The 17,050-nt window shown below is 40.9% G+C and carries 12 protein-coding genes; 3 read left to right on the top strand and 9 right to left on the bottom strand.

Annotation, left to right across the window (positions count from 1 at the left end; genetic code table 11):
- Positions 1–127 precede the first annotated feature (127 nt).
- From MKY20_RS08510 to MKY20_RS08490, 5 genes are all read right to left on the bottom strand, one after another.
- Entirely contained in the window at positions 128–1,723 is a 1,596-nt protein-coding gene (locus MKY20_RS08510; RefSeq protein WP_009333296.1) for an amidohydrolase, read from the bottom strand.
- 359 nt (positions 1,724–2,082) lie between these two features.
- Entirely contained in the window at positions 2,083–3,672 is a 1,590-nt protein-coding gene (gene mbcS / locus MKY20_RS08505) for an acyl-CoA synthetase MbcS (protein ID WP_251266955.1), read from the bottom strand.
- A gap of 174 nt (positions 3,673–3,846) precedes the next feature.
- On the bottom strand, positions 3,847–4,050 hold the full coding sequence (locus tag MKY20_RS08500) for an alpha/beta-type small acid-soluble spore protein (protein ID WP_009333300.1): 204 nt from the start codon (positions 4,048–4,050) through the stop codon (positions 3,847–3,849).
- 322 nt (positions 4,051–4,372) lie between these two features.
- On the bottom strand, positions 4,373–5,581 hold the full coding sequence (gene thiI / locus MKY20_RS08495) for a tRNA uracil 4-sulfurtransferase ThiI (protein ID WP_009333302.1): 1,209 nt from the start codon (positions 5,579–5,581) through the stop codon (positions 4,373–4,375).
- Complete coding sequence (locus MKY20_RS08490; RefSeq protein ID WP_251174718.1) at positions 5,578–6,723, bottom strand: cysteine desulfurase family protein; 1,146 nt, start codon at positions 6,721–6,723, stop codon at positions 5,578–5,580. Before MKY20_RS08490 ends, thiI begins: the two co-directional genes overlap by 4 nt.
- Before the next feature lie 333 nt (positions 6,724–7,056).
- Between MKY20_RS08490 and brnQ the strand changes: the two genes are divergently transcribed.
- Positions 7,057–8,400, top strand: a complete 1,344-nt coding sequence (gene brnQ / locus MKY20_RS08485; RefSeq protein WP_251266956.1) for a branched-chain amino acid transport system II carrier protein — start codon at positions 7,057–7,059, stop codon at positions 8,398–8,400.
- 325 nt (positions 8,401–8,725) lie between these two features.
- Here brnQ and ezrA read toward each other — a convergent pair whose 3' ends face one another.
- Positions 8,726–10,414, bottom strand: coding sequence for a septation ring formation regulator EzrA (gene ezrA, locus MKY20_RS08480; protein ID WP_251266957.1), 1,689 nt, complete (start codon positions 10,412–10,414; stop codon positions 8,726–8,728).
- Between the two features lie 690 nt (positions 10,415–11,104).
- Between ezrA and hisJ the strand changes: the two genes are divergently transcribed.
- Entirely contained in the window at positions 11,105–11,899 is a 795-nt protein-coding gene (gene hisJ, locus MKY20_RS08475) for a histidinol-phosphatase HisJ (RefSeq protein ID WP_019383056.1), read from the top strand.
- 6 nt (positions 11,900–11,905) lie between these two features.
- On the opposite strand, the gene refZ is transcribed toward hisJ, so the two are convergent.
- Entirely contained in the window at positions 11,906–12,535 is a 630-nt protein-coding gene (gene refZ, locus MKY20_RS08470) for a forespore capture DNA-binding protein RefZ (protein ID WP_019383055.1), read from the bottom strand.
- Positions 12,536–12,749: 214 nt separating this feature from the next.
- Here refZ and MKY20_RS08465 point away from each other — a divergent pair, with 214 nt between their 5' ends.
- Positions 12,750–13,229, top strand: coding sequence for a GAF domain-containing protein (locus MKY20_RS08465; RefSeq protein ID WP_251266958.1), 480 nt, complete (start codon positions 12,750–12,752; stop codon positions 13,227–13,229).
- A 50-nt stretch (positions 13,230–13,279) separates the two neighbouring features.
- Here the strand turns inward: MKY20_RS08465 and megL are convergent, their stop codons facing one another.
- A complete protein-coding gene (megL, locus tag MKY20_RS08460) occupies positions 13,280–14,467 on the bottom strand; it encodes a methionine gamma-lyase (protein WP_009333315.1) in 1,188 nt (395 codons plus the stop codon).
- A 140-nt stretch (positions 14,468–14,607) separates the two neighbouring features.
- Positions 14,608–16,476, bottom strand: a complete 1,869-nt coding sequence (locus tag MKY20_RS08455; protein WP_217025974.1) for a sensor domain-containing diguanylate cyclase — start codon at positions 16,474–16,476, stop codon at positions 14,608–14,610.
- Between the last annotated feature and the right edge of the window lie 574 nt (positions 16,477–17,050).

Below are 17,050 nucleotides of genomic sequence, written 5' to 3'. Positions count from 1 at the left end.
CCATTTCCTCAATTCTTTCTAGTATCGAAATATTTATATTATAAATCTGCGATAAAAATGTTTGCAATCATTTTTTCTGCTAAAACGAGTGCCAGGCACCTGCTGAATAGGTGCCTGGCACTTTCACTTATGCTTCGTATACTATTATTCCGTCAATAACGGTTTTGTTAACTGAAATGGCAGCAATTTGCCCTATTGGCATTTTAAAGATATCTTCATTTAATATTGTGAAATCTGCCAGATATCCTTCTTTTATAATACCTCTATCATTTTCATGGGATGCAGCATATGCACTGCCTTTTGTGAATAAGCTTACTGCTTCATAAACAGTTAACGCTTCACTTGGATAATAGACTGTATTATGCGGATCATCTATATTTGTTCTTGTAACAGCCGCATGAATTCCAAGGAACGGATTGGCCGGTTCAATCGGTGCATCAGAACCTCCTGCACAATGTATCCCTTCTTTCAGAAGTGTCTTCCATGCATAACAGTACTCCATATGTTCTTCACCAATCCGGTCAATCACCCATGGAAAATCAGAAGCTGTAAATCTTGGCTGGATATCAATAATTAAAGGCAGTTTTTTAGCCCTGTCTATAAGTTCTTTGCGCAAAATTTGTGCATGAATCAGCCTGTCTCGCCCCAAACCTTCCAGTGGATGCTTTTCTATCGCATTTAATGCCATTTCAAATGCCAAATCCCCAATCGTATGGACGGCAACCGGCAATTCATGCTTGCGGGCTTTCTCCACTAATTCATCAAGCTGCTCCTGTGAATAAATGGCAACTCCCGAAGTGGATGGGTCATCTGCATACGGATGACTTAATAAAGCTGTTCTTCCGCCCAGGGCTCCATCGGCGAATATCTTCATAGCTCCAAACTCTATATGGTTACTTCCCTCTAAATAGCCTCCGCCGGATTCCTTCATTTCATCCGCAACTCCATGATGAACAAGCAGATGTGCACGGAAAGATAGACCATCCGCCTCTATTACCTGCTTGAAAGCCTGATAAGTTTGGCTGAATCCTCCGTAATAATTGAGATCCTCAGTATGTCCTCCTGTCAGCCCAAGCCTATAGGCATCTTTAATGGCAGCATGAAGCGCCTTCTTTAAATAGCTTTCTGATACAGCCGGCATCACATTAAATAAAAGCTCCTGGGCCTGGTCTTTCAAAAGTCCATTTAGTTTCCCAGATTCATCTTTATCGATTACTCCTCCTGGAGGACATTCTGTATCTGCAGTAATGTTTGCTTTTTCTAATCCAAGGGAGTTCACTGCAAGGGCATGTCTGCACACACGTTTCAGCATGACAGGATGCTTTGGAACAAATTGATCAAGTTCTGAGGCATAAATAGGTTCCGGCTGATCCCATAAATTTTCATTCCAGCCTTCCCCAATGACCCACTCTCCCTCTTCTATGGTCTCTGAAAATTCCTTTACAGCCATAAGAACTTCATGCTTTGATGTGTGCTTAGATAAGTCGAGCCTTATTAGCCTTTCACCATGCCCGATTAGATGCATATGGCTATCCACAAATCCCGGCAGCATAGTGCTTCCCTGCAGATCTATCTCATTTTGAATCTCTTCTTTATATTTGCTTTTTAAATCTCTCAACGCGCCAATTTCAATAATTTGGCTTCCTTCTGTAAAAACGGCCTCTATCTGATGACCTTCCTGCTGAAGGGTATAAATCGAGCCCCCATGCCAAAGCGTTCCCATAAATCTTTTCTCCTTTAATAGAGTGAAACTTCAATCAGCGGGGATCTTTTTTCCACTGATTGTTAGTTGAGGCCCACAGGAAGCGGGTCACAAAGACGTTGCCACAGGACAAGGAAAGCTGCTGCAGCGATACATCGCACAACCGAAAGCGGTAGCTTTTGGGAGGACGTGGCATTCTTAGTCTTTGTTCTTCTATCGGGCCTTTACGGGCAGTCTGCCCCCAACCAATCCTCCATTGATCACTCTGAGTGTTAAAGTAGGGGTCTTACTGCCCTTAAGCCTGCGATAAACTAAAAGTTCACATTTACCATAGTATAACAAAAATACAGGCGGAATTCCCGCCTGCATTTTTTACACATTCAGTTTTGTGCGGAAGCAGTTTCCGCTTCTTTTTTCCGTAATTCCACACGCATGATTTTTCCTGAAGTGGTCTTAGGAAGCTCTGACAGAAATTCAATTTTCCGAGGGTATTTATAAGGAGCTGTCAGTTCTTTTACATGTTCCTGCAGCTGGGAAACAAGATTAGGATCGCTTTGGTCCACACCTTCTCTTAATACAACGAATGCTTTAACGATTAATCCGCGCACTTCATCCGGACTCCCCACAACTGCACATTCAGCTACATACGGGTGCTTTACAAGCGCATCTTCCACCTCGAAAGGTCCAATCGTATAGCCTGAACTGATAATAATATCATCACCGCGTCCTTCAAACCAGAAATAGCCATCTTCATCTTTCTTTGCTTTATCTCCGGTAATATAGTAATCACCGCGGAATTGCATAGCTGTTCTTTCCGGATCTTTATAATAATTTTTGAAGAGCGCAGGAGTTTCGACATGGACAGCGATATCTCCTACCTCACCAACAGCACATACCTCACCTTCTTCATTGATAATGTCAACTCTGTTGCCTGGGGTCGGTTTGCCCATTGAACCTGCTTTTAACTCCATATCCTTTGTAATGCCGACCAGCAGGGTATTTTCTGTTTGGCCATACCCATCACGGACCTTTACGTTAAAATGCTTTTTGAATGTATCAATCACTTCGCGGTTTAGCGGTTCTCCTGCTGAAACAGCACTATGAAGCGCCGGCAGCTTGTAATCATGAATATTTTCTGCCTTTGCCATCAGCCTGTATTCAGTAGGCGTACAGCAAAGTACGTTTACCTGGTAATCCTCTAACAGCTGCAAATATTTCTTCGGCTCGAACTTTCCATTGTAGACAATTCCGGTAGCACCAGAACCCAGAACAGAAAGGAAAGGGCTCCAGATCCACTTTTGCCAGCCAGGGCCTGCCGTTGCCCATACTGTATCGCCTTCATTAATGCATAGCCAGTTCGGTGCTGCTGTTTTAAGGTGAGCAAATGCCCAGCCATGTGTATGTACTACACCTTTAGGATTTCCTGTTGTTCCTGATGTATATGAAAGGAACGCCATGTCATCCCGGGAGGTGTCAGCCAAAGAAAGTTCATCGGATGCCTTTTTCATTTCCTCATCCAGCTGGGTCCAGCCATCTGCGTTTCCGCCTATCACAAACTTCGGCAGGTCTGCAGCTTCCTTAATATCTTCAAATTGGTCAACATATGGATAATAACTTACAATACCTTTTACATCCCCATGATTAATCCGGTATTGCAGATCTTTCGAGCGAAGCATTTCTGAACTTGGTATGACGACAATTCCGGCTTTTAGTGATGCAACATAAACCTGATACGCTTCAATCAGTCTTGGAACAATGATCAGAATAACATCCCCTTTATTCAGACCATTTTCCAAGAAAACGTTTCCAATTCTATTTGCATTAAGGATCAGTTCACTGTATGTAATCTCTTTCTTTTCTCCCAGCTCATTTTCCCACTTTATTGCAAGTTTGTCCTTATCTCCGGCAAACCGCTCCATTTCTGATACGAGATTGTATTTCTCCGGTGCAATTAAGTCTTCCCGTTTCATTAAATCTCCCCCTGACAATGTCAAATACTGGTGTCTTAACTCGGATGCGTAGTCTATAGAAATTATTATACTAAATTATTATAAAATTTTAAATTATTTATTTTTTGAAAAATAATTTTTGCGCAAAAATAAGGAGCAGGAATAATTCCTGCTCCTTGTAGCCATATTATTTAATTATCTTTGGAAACCGCCTAATTGCTGTTCAGCCATTTGAACTAAACGCTTAGTGATTTCTCCACCTACAGAACCGTTAGCGCGAGAAGTAGTTTCAGCACCAAGGTTTACACCGAATTCAGTAGCGATTTCGTACTTCATTTGGTCAAGAGCTTGTTGTACTCCAGGAACTAGAAGTTGGTTTGAGTTGTTGTTGTTTGCCATGTGATTTTCACCTCCTTGTGAGTATAGAATGTGTAGAATCACATGGCCATATACACTAATTAATTGGTAATTGTTGTATTATTTTTCGAAGTTAAATTTAACATTTACTGTTTTGGCATATAGATGAATTGCGTTGATTTCAGCACGGGTCACTTGCTTTCAGCGGGGAGGTACGGGAGCCTACCGCAGGACATTGAATACACTTACCCGAATGAACACCGTACGAAGAAAATGCGTCAGCATTTTTCGAGGAGCAAGCCCCCTCCGCTACAATCAACTCAGCGAAATAAAACTTGTATTTAACAATTAACCTGAATTTAGATTAAAATAACTCCCCAAAAGACTCTGCATTACGCGATTGAGGCTTAATAACCATCTTTTCGGTATCCTCAACTGCTTTTGCGATGAGCGGTTCGAAGTCAACAAAGCTTTCGAAGCGGCGGACTTTGTCGCGTTTTGGTTTTGTTTTTGGTGATGATGGGACAAAAACGGTACAGCAATCTTCAAATGGCCTGATGGATATATCGTGGGTATCAATGCTTTGGGCAATCTCGATGATTTCTGATTTATCCATTGTGATAAGAGGCCGAAGGATAGGTGTTGTTGTCACATCATTAATGGCAAACATGCTCTCGAGAGTCTGGCTGGCTACCTGTCCAAGGCTTTCCCCAGTGATGATGGCTAGACCATCATTTTTATTGCGGATTTCATCAGTGATCCGGAGCATCAATCGCCTTGTAGCTGTCATCGTATAATTCGATGGAACCTGCTGATGGATCAGCTGCTGAATCTCTGTAAATGGGATTATATGGAGTACAACGGTTCCAGCAATATTAGCAAGTTTTTCAGTTAAATCAATTACTTTTTGCTTTGCACGCTCACTCGTGAAAGGCGGGCTGTGAAAATGGACAGCTTCAATTTCCAATCCTCTCTTCATGGACAAATAACCTGCTACCGGACTGTCAATTCCTCCAGAGAGCATAAGCATGGCCTTTCCGCTGGAACCTGCAGGAAGTCCGCCAGCCCCCTGAATGGTTTCGCATGATAAATAAGCCGCTTCTTCGCGAACCTCAATTTGCAGATTTATATCCGGTTTTTTTACGTTCACTTTTAGACCCGCCACATTCTGCAGGAGGTGTCCGCCAAATTCATGATTCAGTTCATCCGTATTTAAAGGGAAGCTTTTATCCGCTCTCTTAGCCGTAATTTTGAAAGTCTTTCCTTCTTCAAAATGTTTTAAAAATAACGCCAATGCTGCTGCCTTCATTTCTTCGATATCTTTAGAGGTTTTAACAGCAGGACTGAAAGACTGAATGCCAAAGATGCCCCTAAGTCGATCAGAAACCTCTCTGCCATCTGCCCCATTCAAAACAACGTACATTCGGTCTCTTGTAGATTCTATCTTGATCCCGGGAAATTCATTGAGCACATCGAATATGCTTTTTCTTAATTTATCCACGAACTTATTCCGGTTTCTGCCTTTTGTGGAGATTTCTCCATATCGTATAAGTATACGATCATAATTTATCATGATTTCATAACCTCTCTTAGCCTTATAACGGTCTCTTTTACTGTCTCAACAAAAACCTCTGCCTCTTCCATTGTACTATCATAAGATAAGCTGATCCTGACTGCACTTTTCGCATTTTTTTCAGGAATTCCCATAGCCATCAAGGTGCTGCTGGCAGCAGCTTTCTTTGAAGAGCAGGCACTTGTAGTTGATATATATATCCCGCGCTCTCCTAAAGCATGGACAAACACCTCTGCTTTGAATCCTTCTATGGAAAAATTCACAATATGAGGAGCAGAGTTTTTTTCGGGGGTATGGACAGTAATACCCCCGATTTTATTCATTTCTTCAAAAATATACCTTTTAATAGATATAATCTGGCTTAAACGCCTTTCCATATTATTTATTGTCAGCCTTAGTGCCTTTGCCATTGCTACAATGCCAGCTACATTTTCTGTGCCGCTTCTCATTTTCCATTCCTGATTGCCCCCGGATAATAACGGTGAAAGACGAAGACCATCACGAATGAACAAAACCCCATTCCCTTTCAAACCATGGAATTTATGAGCCGAAATCGTACACAGATCCACACTTGCTTGATAAAGATCAAGAGGAACCTTGCCGATTCCCTGGACATTATCTACATGAAATAACACTCGCGAATGCTTCTTCAGCATCTCTCCAATTTTCTTTATTGGCTGAATGGAACCAATTTCATTGTTTACATGCATGACAGAGACTAAAATAGTTTCCGGTGTAATTTCCTTTTCAATGTCTTCAGCATGGACAATACCGTTTTTATCCGGTGCAATGATGGAGATGCTGAAGCCCAATTCCTTTAGCTGATCCATCGCTTCCTTCACTGAAGCATGTTCCAATCCAGTTGTGATAATATGGCGGCCTCTTTTCCTATGCATTAGAGCCGTTCCTTTTATTGCAAGATTATTGCTCTCTGTCCCTCCGGATGTAAAATACACCTCATTATGCTTAACATTCAGCAGATGAGCAATTTGCTCACGTGCCTGCATCAGCAGTCTCTCTGCTTTTCCGCCGAATTCATGCAGGGAAGAGGGATTCCCAAAGTATTCTGAAGAAACCTTTATAAAAGATTCAAGCACTTCTTTATATGGTTTTGTCGTTGCACTGTTATCAAAATAAATCACGGACTTCTCCTTTCCGTTCCGAAAACCCTTTAGCCAACTGTAAATCATATCATAACCACGTAAGATTGGAAATGTAATTAAAGCTTTTGTTTTTAAATATTCATTTCTTTACTATTAAGTTATTCAAGTTTGTGCAGTTTAACCAAATGAATGAATTGCTGCCCCCGTGGAAAGCTGATAATATTGCACTGTGGGTAAAGGACAGCTCCAGTTTATTATCATAAAATACTTAATATTAAGACTTCGTATTTTTTCGACATTTTTTTTAGCGCCTGTGCTAATATGAAAATGTTCTAAACATTAAGATATGGAACCATTTTCAGGAGGATATATATGGAGAATAAAACATTGGCACCAAAACAAATTCTCGCCGTCGGACTCATGTTATTTGCTCTATTCTTTGGGGCAGGGAATATGATTTTCCCTCCATTCCTGGGACAATCTGCCGGCACGAATGTATGGACTGCTATTATCGGTTTTTTAATAACAGGGGTCGGATTGCCGCTATTAGGCATTATTGCCATTGCCAAAAATGGCGATTTACAAACGATTGCGAGCCGGGTACACCCTTTATATGGAATTATTTTCACGATTATTATGTACTTAGCCATAGGACCATTTTTCGGAATTCCGCGTACCGGAACCGTTGCTTATGAAATAGGGGTTACTCCGTTCTTGTCTGAAACCGCTTCCAATAGCACTTACTCTTTACTGGCTTATACCATTGTCTTCTTTTGCATAACAGCATGGCTTTCTTTGAATCCATCGAAGTTAGTGGATAGAATCGGGAATATTTTCACGCCTGCACTCCTCATAATCCTTGCTGTTCTGGTTATTAAAAGCATCATTACTCCAATGGGCGAATTAAAAGCGCCAATGGGGGCATATGCAGAGGGGCCGTTCTTTAAAGGCTTCATTGAAGGCTATCTGACTATGGATACAATTGCAGCTTTGGTATTCGGTATTATTGTTATTGGTTCAATACAGGGCATGGGTGTGACAAATAAACATTCACTTATGAAAATATGCATTACAGCCGGACTTATAGCAGCTGCTGGTCTTGCGGCAGTATACTTGTCCCTTGCGTATATTGGGGCATCAAGTATGGAAGCTATAGGTCAACTTGATAATGGCGGCGCTATCCTATCCTCTGCTTCTCAGTACCTATTTGGACCTGCTGGAGCATTGATCCTTGGGCTGGCCATTACGGTAGCATGCCTTACAACGTCTGTCGGACTCGTTTCCGCTTGTGCGCAGTACTTTCATAAACTGCTCCCAAAAGTACCTTATAAAACCATTGTCATCATTCTTTCGCTGTTCAGCATGGTGGTTGCAAACATTGGTTTAACTCAGCTGATTCAACTTTCATTGCCAATCTTAATCATAATTTATCCTCTGGCCATCGTGCTGATTCTGCTTTCTTTTATGCACAATGCGTTTAATGGATACTCGGCGGTATATATAGGGGCTTTAATACCCACAGGCTTAATTAGTTTTGTGGATGGGTTAAAAACTGCTGGAATGGATGTATCCGTCATCACAGACTCATTGCAATTCCTGCCATTCTTTGCTGAGGGAATCGGCTGGATTGTACCTGCCATTGCAGGAGCTGTTATAGGTTACTTCCTGGCAATGGCTTTCGGAGAAGCTAAAAAGCCAATTGCAGTAAATGACTAAAGACCAAAGGCGGAAGCGCCTGAATCAGATGAACTTCAACTAAAAACCGCCACGTCCGGTGGCGAACGTTAAAGCCGGCATATCCTGTGCAAGTCCCGCAGGCATAAGACCGAATCACACAGGAAACCTCCTAAAGCTCGCTTTGGCCGGGCGATGTATCGCTGACGAAGCGTTCCTTGTCCTGATTTATGGAGTGATTTGGCTTATGACCCGGGGGCTAGGCGCTGGAGCTGAATGCAGATAATTTTTCATTAAAGTTATTTACAACGATATATTTTATAAATTACCAGACAACAAAAAACCAGATCCAATCGGATCTGGTTTTTTAGTGCTCAGTTATTATTTCTTCTATTCTCTTGATCGCACCCGGCTCGACCTCTTCGATCGAAGCTGCAGCCTGCTCCAGTGCTGTTTTATATTCATAGCTTCTGAATGAAGCTTCTGCTTCCTTTAACCCTTTATCAATAGATGGATATCTGCTTCTGTACCGATTTCCATATTGAATGACTTTCTCTGCTAAAAGAATCGTCTCAATCATATCACCCACTGAATCAGCAGCCTTATCAACAGTAAGCACAGCAACTTCAAGATATTGCTGAACCGCAGGAATATTCAATGGTTTCTCATCGAGTTTAGCCAGCACATTATCTATGCTTTCTTTCGCATCCTGGATCAAATATTTATATTCCTGGGAAACACCGGGCACATTGTTTTTGGAGATAAGCCTTATCGTTTCTGCCACTTTCTTGCTTAACTCTTTGACTTTTTCCCTGGCAGACATCTCGTCTTTTCTTAAGGCCTGGAGCATTTCCGCAAAGGCTGTCTGCTCATCTGAAATTTCCTCAATGTGTTCCTTGATTTCAGCAAGCTCTTCTCTCAAGACAGTATGGGGAGTACTCCCGTTATTAATCTTATGCTCCAGCACTTCGAATTTTTTGAAGAGCTGAGTTATTTTTTTCTCCAGGTGGATTTGAATTTCCAGATCCTTGTCTGGAACATGATAGCTATGACGGATAGCCGTTATCTCTGTCTTAAGCTGATTATTCATATCTTTATTATTATAAAGCATGTTTCTTGTTGCATCATCCTGCTGGCTTAAGTAATGTCTGGCATGTACTTCCTTTTCGAGCAGATCATACAGAAGTTCAATATTATCTTTAATCTCTTCGACCCCTTTTTGAACTTCCTCGATTTGCGCCTGATCAATGGAGCCGGCATATCCTGTTACTTGTTCTTCAAGCCTCTCAATTTCTTTATCTAGTTGAAGGTGATCAAGCAGATACCCCTGATCCAGCATTTCCTTGTACCCTTCCCTTAACTCTTCCAGCTGGGAAGGGATCTTGGATTGACACTCAACCATCAGGTTTGGAATAGCTTCCATTTTAGCCTGAGAATCCTCAAGCAGCGCTTTGATCACTAGAAGGGTTTCACGAGCTTCAAGGTAATTGCCCTTCTCGGTTTTCTCATCGAATTCTTCAAATTTGGCCAATGCTTCATCCAGCTGTTCTTCAAGAATTTTTTCTGATTTACCGAATGTATGGCGATGCGCAAGCAGAGACTTTTTGCATTGGCGATACATTTCTTTCAGTTCTTCAATTTCCGCTCTATTTTTTTCTTCACTGCCTACCAGCTCATTCAATTCACTCAGCAGATTTTTTATGCTTTCTTCAATCTCAGTTAATCTCTTCTCTATTCTCTGCTGAATTTCCTGGGAATTCTTAAAGCGGTATTTATCGATGCTCTCTTCAGCATCAAATAACAATTCCTCCACATCCGGAAGCTGTGATGTTACGATTTCATCCCATTCATTTCTCCATCGCTCAAATAATTCTTCTGTCTGGCCCGTCATATTAAGCTTTTTCACTCTTGACATCTCATCTAGAACTGGGCGATCCGTTATGTCCATCTTCCATGTTTCCAGCCTGTCAATTTCCTTATAATGTTTTTTCTTTAAAAAATAACCCGTGAGATATAGGCATAAAAGAATGACTATAACTCCAATTATGTATTCCATTTTAAAGCCCCCTGTTCTGTTCCCGAGCCAATATGTATATGTAAAGTTTTTATTTAAGAAATAACAAATGCCCGCAGGCGTTTCTTCATTTTCACATGTTATTTTCAATGCTTTTATGATACCATGTAAACGACATTTTTTGACTATTTATTTCATATTTTTATGAATTTCTTCTTTTATATCTTGTCTAAATTGCTATTTTCGGAAAATAACTGGAACATCCGTATTTTTTATTGAACTATATGAACTGTTCAAATACAAACAATTCGCTTTTTATAAAAGATTTCCTTCTTTATTTAAGAGATAAGTTAAAAAGTGACTTGAGTACTGTATTTTTAAAGTGAAACTTCAAACAGCGGGATTTCTTCCCCACTGTTTTTTAGTTGAGGCCCACAGGACAAGGAAGGCTTCGTCAGCATGAGCATCGCACGACCAAATGCGACAGCTTTTGGGAGGAAGCGGGCCACAAAGACGTTGCCACAGGACAAGGAAGGCTACGGCAGCGATAGATCGCACGACCGAAAGCGGAAGCTTCTGGTAGGACGCGGTTTTCTTAGGCTTTGTTCTTCTTTCGGGCCTTTACGGGCAGTTTGACTCTCTCTATTCCTTCTAAAATACCTAGGCTCTTAAAGAGGGAGCTTTTCTGCCCGTTAGACTGCGAAAAACCTATGCAGAAAGGAAGTTCTCCATATGCTAAAAGACGGACACATCCACACTCCCTATTGTCCGCACGGGACAAAGGACGCATTTGAAGATTATGTTGAAAAAGCAATAAATCTGGGTTTTAAAGAAATTTCATTTACTGAACATGCTCCGCTCCCTGAGGGCTTTGAGGATCCCGCACCTGCTCGCGACAGTGCGATGCGCAAGGAGCATCTTGAGAAATACTTCACTGATATATCAAGGGTGAAAGCTGCCTATCAAGGAAAAATCAGGATTAATGCGGGGCTTGAAGTGGATTATATTGAAGGCTTTGAACAGGAGATCCGCAAATTTCTTGATATGAACGGGAGATATATAGATGACTCCATTTTATCTGTACACTTTCTAAAGCATGGAAGCCGCTACGAATGCCTGGACTACAGTCCCGATGTTTTTGCAAAGATGATCAAAGAATACGGTTCTATTGAAGCAGTTTATTTGAATTATTTCCGCACCCTGCTTTTATCTATAAAAGCAGATTTAGGGCCGTTTAAACCTGGAAGGATTGGGCATATCACCCTGGTGAAAAAATTCCAAAAAAAATATCCCGCTGATCGGGAATTTAGAGAGGAAATAAACCAAATACTTGATGAGGTGCAAAATAAAGGCTATGAACTCGACTATAACGGAGCCGGTTTCGCCAAGCCGTTATGCAAGGAGTCCTATCCTCCCGATTGGGCTGCAGAAGCAGCTGCCCAAAAAGGCATTTCACTGGTTTATGGGTCCGATTCTCATCAGGCAAAGGAAATGGGTCAGGGCCTTGATAGAATGAAACACCTTTAAATGCTTTTAGAGTACAGCAGCATAAGGTTTTCCAGCATGATTGCACAGGACTCCATCAACCCAATTGAAGATCTCCTTCGTGTATTTGTCTGCGAAATATTTTTCATGAGGAAATACATGCAGAACTTCAGCCATATAATGTGTGTTCAAAAATGGCATTGACAGGAGTCCTTTCAGCTGAACAATCATATAATTGGCTGAATGGTTACGAAACTCCTTTGTTTTCATTCCCCTTTCCAGCACCTTGCCAAAATAAAACTTTTCCTTTGCTAAATAAGTGGACATAATTTCCCTTACCACTTGGGAATCTATAGAAATTTCCCGGAGTATCAATCTTGTTAGATGGCTATGCTCAAATTGATAAACCATGATATTTTGCGCAATTTTTTTCAGGCTCAGAGCCGCCCCCTGCTCAAGAATTGAAAATCCCTTCTCTATTTCCTCAATATACCCTTCAAAAAATGCTGTAAAGCAATATTCAAGCAGCCCGTGTTTGTTATCGAAATAATATGCAATATTCGCTGGATTCGTCTGCGCTTTCCCTGCAATATCACGGATGGAAGTCCCGGAGAAACCTTTCGTATTAAATAAGGATATAGCGGCCGATACAATTGCCTCTTTTGAATTTTTTTTCATCTTTCCCGCCTCGCTTTCTTTTGTAAAGTCTCTGTTCATGTACATATGAGCGAATAATAAATTATGGGTTTATTCAAAAACGGATTTGTTGTGATAATTAAACATTCTTGCTAAAATCGTCTTATCCTTTTTAAAGTTCTCGACAATGTCTATCTATTTTCCTGTTCATCTGCCAGGAAATTCATATATCTTTTAGAAAGTAAGGTGAATTGTGATGTTTAGTGTCGAATCATACAAGGGAACCCGTGAAGAAAATTATCAATTATTGATTAAACAGCTCGCTGCTCTTCTTGAAGGGGAAACGAACAGCATTGCCAATCTAAGCAATGCATCAGCACTTCTTAATCAATTCCTGGACCGCACCAACTGGGTAGGATTTTACCTGATGGAAGAAGGGGAGCTTGTTCTTGGGCCATTTCAAGGTCTGCCGGCATGTGTAAGAATCCCCCTTGGTAAGGGTGTTTGCGGGACTGCTGCCAGGCAAATGGAAACAGTCCGTGTTGAAGATGTCCATCAATTTCCTGGACATATCGCCTGTGATGCAGCCTCACAGTCTGAAATCGTCATTCCGCTTGTCAAAGAGGGCAATCTTCTTGGTGTATTGGATATCGATTCTCCTGAAAAAAACCGGTTTGATGAACTTGACCAAAAATTCCTGGAAGATTTCTCGGAAGTACTTGTATCATTCCTTTAACGGAATAGCAAAAAGGAGATGACCGTATCTGCGACCATCTCCTTTTACTATTAAACTCCTTCGAGTGCCTGGGACAGATCATCCCTGATATCTTCAACTGACTCAAGCCCAACTGAAAGCCTCAGCAGCGTATCTTCAATGCCCATTTTTTCACGTGATCCCTTTGGAACCACTGCATGAGTCATAGTAGCAGGGTGCTGAATTAATGTCTCAGCATCACCAAGGCTCACGGCAATTTTAATAAGATTCAGCCGGTTCATAAATTCCTGGGCAGTCTCTTTATCCCCCTTTAGAGTAAAAGAAATCATCCCGCCGGGCCTCCTCATTTGTTTTTGCCCAATTTCAAAATCTGCATTATTGCTGTCTCCAGGAAAATAAACTTTTTCTACTTTTGGATGTGCCAGCAAATATGATGCGAGCCGTTCCGCATTGTCACAATGCCTGTCGAGTCTGACTGCAAGTGTTTTCAGTCCGCGCAGAAGCAGCCAGGCATCAAAAGGTGAAATAATGCCTCCAATGTCTTTTTGAGTCGTCATGGAGACTTTATCCAAAAATTCTTTAGAGCCTATTACAAGCCCGGCAACTACGTCACCATGACCTCCGATGTATTTTGTCGCACTATGAATGACAATATCACAGCCCAGTTCGATCGGATTCTGCAAATATGGTGAACAGAAAGTATTATCCACTACAACTGGAATTCCTTTCTCTTTCGCTGCTTCTGCAACCATACTCAGATCCACTAATTTCATTGTTGGATTTATTGGAGTTTCAACATAAATACAGGCAGTCTCCGGTTTAATTTCATCAAGCAGCTGCTGCTTTGATTCCATAGCTGAAAAATCATGGCTGATTTGAAATTTTTCCTCCATCATCTCCAGGAGTCCAAATGTACATCCATAAACTCCCTGAGAACATAAAATATGATCACCTGTTTTGGTTAAAGCAAACAGGACAGCTGAAACTGCAGCCATACCAGACCCAAAAGCAAGGGCTGCTTCTCCCTTTTCCAGTACGGCCATTCTTTCTTCAAGCATCTTAACTGTTGGATTGCCCAGACGGGAATAGATATACCCTTCTTCTTCACCGGAAAAACGTTTTTCACCCTGCTGTGCTGTCTCAAATGTAAAAGTTGACGTCTGGAATATTGGCGGTGCGAGGCTCCCTTTGAACCTTTCAGCATCGTATCCTTCATGGATGACCTGCGTCTCGAAGTTAAACCGATGTTTCCTATCCATTTTACCTCTCCTTTTCATTGCAAGCGCTTACATTATTATCTATAATAAACTTCTCTTTCAGCATATGATAATAGTATATTTTTTGAAAGTATTTTGTTTTGGAAAAATATCAATAAAGACTGCCTTTCCATAAGGCAGTCCTAGATAAATGAATCTGCAGCCGACTCAATGATCACTTTATTTTTCCCTGTGTTTTTGGCGGTATATAATGCCCTGTCAGCCCTTTTAAAAAGCGCTGCATATGAATCTTTTTTCCCCCTGCTCCAATACGAAATACCGCATGAAATGGTTACTTGGGGATCTGTGATTTGACATACCTTTCTGACAATCCGTTCAGCAATAAGTACTCCCGCCGACAATGAAACACCCGGAAGATAAAGAGCCAGCTCCTCTCCGCCCCATCGTGCGCCTATATCAGTGCTGCGGATATTGCTGTTAATTAAATTGGCAACTTGAATAATGATTTCATCGCCAACCTGATGTCCGTATGTATCATTTACCAATTTAAAATCATCTATATCCACAAGCATAAATGTTCCTTCATGATCTTCATTCATGGACTGATGAATCCGATCATCCAGATAGCTTCGGGAATATAGTTTGGTTAAGTGATCTGTTACAACCATCTTTTCAAGCTCTTCTCTAAGCATTGAATTGGTAAAGGCAAGCGTGGAATGATGAATCAAAGACTGAAGCAACTTGAATGTTTCAAATGAAAAATGATAAGGAGAGCTATGCATGACAAGGGCAAATCCCTTTAATACTCCAGATTGGGCCATTGGAACAGCCATGATGGATTTATATAAACTTGCCGCACCCTCGAACTGTAAAGAAAAATCCCCAATAAAAAGAGACTCTTTCTCCTTGATGATCTTTTTCCTTATATAGTGAATATAGTCTTCTGCCTCTTTGGTTTGAAAAAATTCAGTACTGCCCTGGATTACATTCACATCGGCATTTTCAGAATTTATCAAGATGAAACCCGCTTCTTCAGCATCAAAGGAATGCAGAATCTGATCTGCCATGTAGTTCATGGTTTCTGTCAGCCGCAAATTCGAATTCAAGCGGTGGGAAGTTTCGTTAATTAATTGAAGGTCCGCTATCAATCGCTTGGATTGCTGATAAAGCTGCGCATTTTCCAGTGCACTTCCTGCAGTATTAGCCAGAAGTGTTATAAACTCAATTTCATTTTTAGGGAATATCATGGTATTAGGCGCAATGACCTGAAGTACTCCATAAACCCCCTGCTTCCCTTTTAATGGGGCATATAAGACAGAGCGCATTTCCTGCAGGGAATCTTCAAATTGAACTGCCCCTGTGACATATGCCTGCATGGCCGCGATGTTTTCGCTGTCATATTCAAGGTCTCTGATGGGCAGATCCCCATGATTATTGTTATCCTGGGACAGCAGAAGATAATAGGTAAAAGTGGGGTACATTTCCTGCAAAGTATAAATAATTTCCCCAAGCACCATATCCATATCCATTGAGGAATGGAATTTCTCCGTAACTCGATACAGCTGTTTATAACGTTTTTCTTCAGATGCAATTTTGGCCAGCCCCTGAGCTTTATCAAGAAATTGCCCGCATTCTTCGCTAAGCTCCTGAAATACTTTTTCTGTATAGGAATGAAAACAGCCTGATTCACCTGATAAAATCATGCATCCCAGCAGCTTGCCTCTCTTTACAAGAGGAATCATGATTTGTTCTTCCTTAATCTCGGTCCTTAAACTCTGCAACCCTCTGTTTTTGTTAGCCCATCTTTTTAAATCACCTGAAAAAGCAGGTGAAAGCAAAGCATCCGGGTTCGTGGCAGCTTCTGCAAAAAACTCCTGTTTCCATTCATTAAAGACGTACAGAGTTATTTCATCCGCTCCGGTAAGGGCTTTAATGGAAGAGAGCATTTCATTCAGTAATTTTTCATAGTGAAAGAAACCGTTCTCCGTATCGATAATGTCAAAAAAGCGGCTTTTTAAACTAAGTATGATTTGGTGTTCAAGTGTATCCATCTTTATTATCACCTATCAAATGTCTCAGATCATGAATCTTTAAACCAATAAGGTATATTATAACGGACTAGAAATTAATATTTTGAGCATACATGTGGCTATTTCGTTTCAACTTTCCTATATTCATATTTTTAAGAAAAGTAATCGCTGCATAAAATACACATTAAAATAAAAAAAGCGAAGCCGCATTCCTATTAATTAAACAATTCCAATTTTTTCTTTATTATATCATATCTTGCTAATGGACTCGTTATTAAGTTTTCTAATTCAAGTGAATTATGGCACAGGACAAAATCTTCGCTTATAATTTAAACATCCTTAAAAAATGAAGGAGTAAAAATAAAATCAACTTGACTTTTATCCTCTAAAAATTATATAATACTCCTTGTGTAAAATATTGCAGCCTATGTGAGCACCTTGATGCACTCATTTTGTTCCTCAACCAGAGTTTTCTGGGGATGGGGTACTGTGTAACCCTCTGCTGCTAGGGCGAAGGTACATGAAAACAAAATGGACATGATTGTTGTGCGCATCTGTTTCTGTTTTTATTTTACCCAAATAAAAACACAAAAGG

Origin of the sequence: Cytobacillus sp. FSL W8-0315, from assembly GCF_038002905.1 — a bacterium.
GTDB lineage: Bacteria > Bacillota > Bacilli > Bacillales > Cytobacillaceae > Cytobacillus > Cytobacillus pseudoceanisediminis.
Note: the sequence above shows the minus strand (reverse complement) of the source record. Positions and strands in the feature narration are given on the sequence as shown.